We start from the raw sequence: 3657 nt of genomic DNA, 5'->3' as shown, positions 1-3657 counted from the left end.
CCTGCTTGAGCCAATCGGGAACATCCCGCCCGCAGAAGCAGAGGACAATTTCTACGCAGCTCTGGAAACTGAAGCCATGGCCGCGTAACTAAGATCAATCAGCCTCCGGCAAACCCGGCGCGGTTCATCTTTCGCTTTCCTTCGACTTTGACATACTGTGCAACGATGGGTGACATGAGGTTTATCAAGCTGCGCGGATTTCCTTCCGTCAGCGCAAGCAGTGACGGACTACCAGTATAAATTATGACGCTCTTGCGGGATCGCGCTGAGAGCTGATCGATCTGAAGATCTGACCTTGATGGCCGTGAGAAATACTCACGAATTACAACAATGTTTCTGACCTTGCGCAGGCTCTTAGCAAGACTATGCTCGTCGAGTGCGCTGATATCTGAGAGATCAATTCGCTTATCCTTCAGGTACGCTCGGAAGCTTGCGTCCTTCTCGGCGAGTCTATTGAACACAGCACCTAGTGGTCGACCTGCGCTGTACTTTCCTAGCGTCGTGATTGAGTCATCGTTGATCTCGTCTTCGAAGGAAAAGAATGATGTTCCCAAAAGATCGTCGACGGTGGAGTCCATCCCTGCCTGCTCGAGCATGAGGTTACAGAGCTTTCTAGAGAATTCGTAGCCCTTGTCCTTCCTGGGGAAGCTGAGGTCTATGTGAAGGTAGTCGTTACTTGGGGAGATCCCCTGTGCATCCATCGACTGACGAAAGTTCTTATTGAACGGGGCGAGAGCAAGCTTGTAGCTTATCTTCTCGCGATCAATCTGGCCTCGCAGGTCAGCAAAGACACTTTCCTGCACAAATGAGGGTGCCACCTCCATTTCATCGAAGAGAAAGAACCAACGCCTGTCAGGCAACCCCGAGGCTTGGTTGTGAGCAGATACAGCGAGTGCTAGCCCTTCCCGATAGTCAACCATCAGAAATCTGTTCTCGCTCTGATCGATAAAATTGACACCGTAGCGAAGCTGGTTTCGAAGAAGGCCGATATCCGCAAGACGCTTTGCGAGGGCCGCCCGCATCTCCAAGAACGTCGGCGCTCTGGGTCTTAGCAACCAAGCATCCGCCAATTCACTGCAGATTTGCCGCTCACTCTGAGCGGACAACTCAGTAATGAGCCGGGGCACGAAAAGCCCCGCTTTGCCTTCAAGCCTAGACCAATCAATAAACGCAGTGATTATCGCCTTGAACAAGTGAGTAGTGAATGCGCTCATTCCCAAGAGCTCTGCGTGCTCCTTGATTTGTGCCTGTTTAGCCATGCTCGTAAGCTGACCGTGCCAACTACGATCGGCCGCTACAAACACGGACACGAAGTTCACGCTTGTCTTAAGGGGCTCGGCTTCCGGTGCTGTCCAGTTCGATAGGGCAGGAAGCGTAAGCATCTTGAGGAGAGTTGTTTTACCTGAGCCGCGCGGCCCGGAAAGGACCGTGTGATCCTTGCTAATCAAGCGCTCAAGAGTTCCATCAGGGAGAACAAAGCTTGATGCAATCTCTGCATCAGTCTTATGCTTGGCGTTGAAGGTATCAAAGAAGATGCTGTCAGACATCTGGGGCCACCAATTCCTCGATTTCCTGTCCAACGTAGGTAATGACGATTCCCCGCTGATCGAGCGTGTAGAGCAGTGATTTCATGTCCTTGGGGACCAGTCTCAAGAATTCTGGAAACTGCTCAATAAGACGGCGACGATTTATCTTAATCTCGGATTTCGTTTTGTCGTAAATTCGATCGGCCAAGTCAGATATGCGGCCCCGGTAGCCGAAACCCGTAGATTTTGGCAGTCCGCCCAATATATCGTTATTCTCCATCCAGCCGTAAGTTGGCGTCCAGTTCCAAGTTTGAATTAGTCCAGAGACCGATGACGGCCTGCCAGGTTCTTGTGTATCAAGGTGAATAACATAGAACTGATTTGGGCATGGATTATGTTCGTCGCCAGTTCGCGTCGCTGCGAAGCTTGCGCAAGACAAGACGATAGGAGCAGTGTTACCGCCAGCGCAGAATAAATTTGATCGATGTCGATGGCCGTGGATTATAAGCCACTCCCCGAGTTCGGCCGTGCTTAACAGGTCAGTTAGCTTCTCTGCGCCCTTGATCGCGCTCTTGTCTTCAAAATCATCAGAGGACACTGGCTTTATATGATGGTGTATCAGGCAGATGTTGTGCTTCGAGGGGTACTCTCTATGTGACTTTCTAAGTGCCTTTTCGATTGCTTCGAGCGTAATGTCGCTGATCCGACCGTGATTCAGTTCCTGGTTCTGTTCGTCTCCGTATCCGTGAAACGCACAAGAGTTTATGTTGAGTATTCGATAGGTTTCATCTTCGATCAATGTGAAGTTATTCGCCCAATACTCGAGAATGCTTCGATCGTCTTGCGAAAGATGGGAAATCGGAAAGCTTGGTTGTAGCGTTCTGAGAAAGCCTCGTGGATCAAATTTGTTGATTTTGTGTCTAGTGTCCAGATCGTGGTTGCCGCAGGTGGCGAAGACCTTTGCTTTGGCACTCTGCGCCATTTCGTGAATCTCGGCCCAGGCACTTCTTATTGCAACGGGGTCAGCTTTATCTCCTATGTCGCCAGCTACGATCAATAGGTCGATATCGCCAAATAGCCCTTCGTGGAATAGATCGCGTAGGCCAATAAGTGGGTCCTCGACCTTTCGTCTGGTTGGTGTTGAGAAGTCTATGAACGAAGGTGGCAGAGGCTTCCTTCCGTCCGCGCCTCGCCGAGAGTCAGAGGTGAACGCATGCAGGTCTGAAACAACGAGTAGCTTCATCTTACCAGTTCTTCACAAGCAGTTCAGGGCTCTTCCGTCTACTAGATGCAAAGCCAGATATATTCTTTTGAACGAGGTAAGTTTCTGACGTCCATTTGCTCGAAATCGTATGGATGATTTGATCATCTGCAAAGCTTAGTAGAAATTGCGCTCCCTTTTTATCGATTAGATCGAGGAGTTCTTCAAGACGACTTGTATCCTTTTTGCTAAAATGACCACTTACGTACTCATTAAATATTCGACCTTCTGAGAGGAGATATGGCGGGTCCAAGTAAACAAAGTCTCCATGTTGAACAGTCCTAGAAACAATGTCGAAGAAGTCGCCATGACGAATGTCGGCGTTCCGTAGTCTGTGCGCGCAGGCTTCAAAATCATTGAAGGTGGGGTAGGCACCGCGTCCGGCTGCAGCGTACGGTACATTGAATTTTCCTGACTTGTTCGTTCTATACAATCCATTGAAGCAATTTCGGTTCAGATAGAGCATTGAAGCTGCCCGATCTAATGGATCAATCTCAGTGCCAAACTTTGCTCGGACCTCTAAGTAAGTTTCCTTATTGCGAGGAAAAGCGTGCACAAGATCGTGCAACTTCTTTGGGCGGTTGCGAATCTGGATAAAAAGATTCACAACTTCGGGGTTGAGGTCTGACAAAATAGCTGCTTCGGGCGCCAAGTGGAAGAAAAGAGCCCCTGAGCCTACGAATGGCTCTATATATCGTTGAAAATTTTGGGGTGTGTTTTCCGCGAGTTTTGCCACAACAGACGGTAATCCCCCCATTTTTAACGGGGTGCATCCGTAGAATTCACGCGGCCATTTTCAATTTCTGTGCGGGTGTGATGCCGCCGATGCCCATGTTCGGGCGGTCGTTGTTGTAAGTCCAGAGCCATTGC

Annotated in this window: 3 protein-coding genes; all 3 read right to left on the bottom strand. The window is 49.7% G+C overall.

The genetic code is table 11. From position 1 onward, the window contains the following. Nucleotides 1–98 precede the first annotated feature (98 nt). The 3 genes from FOA17_RS10565 to FOA17_RS10555 are packed head-to-tail and all read right to left on the bottom strand — an operon-like array spanning nt 99 to nt 3544. Entirely contained in the window at nt 99–1547 is a 1449-nt protein-coding gene (locus FOA17_RS10565; RefSeq protein WP_149141467.1) for an ORC-CDC6 family AAA ATPase, read from the bottom strand. Beyond that, entirely contained in the window at nt 1540–2769 is a 1230-nt protein-coding gene (locus FOA17_RS10560) for a metallophosphoesterase family protein (protein ID WP_149141466.1), read from the bottom strand. Before FOA17_RS10560 ends, FOA17_RS10565 begins: the two co-directional genes overlap by 8 nt. Nucleotide 2770: 1 nt before the next feature. After that, on the bottom strand, nt 2771–3544 hold the full coding sequence (locus FOA17_RS10555; RefSeq protein WP_149141465.1) for a DNA adenine methylase: 774 nt from the start codon (nt 3542–3544) through the stop codon (nt 2771–2773). Nucleotides 3545–3657 lie beyond the last annotated feature (113 nt).

The organism is Gemmobacter caeruleus (assembly GCF_008271655.1).
GTDB classification, from domain to species: domain Bacteria; phylum Pseudomonadota; class Alphaproteobacteria; order Rhodobacterales; family Rhodobacteraceae; genus Gemmobacter; species Gemmobacter caeruleus.
This window is presented reverse-complemented; position numbering and strand designations above follow the sequence as displayed.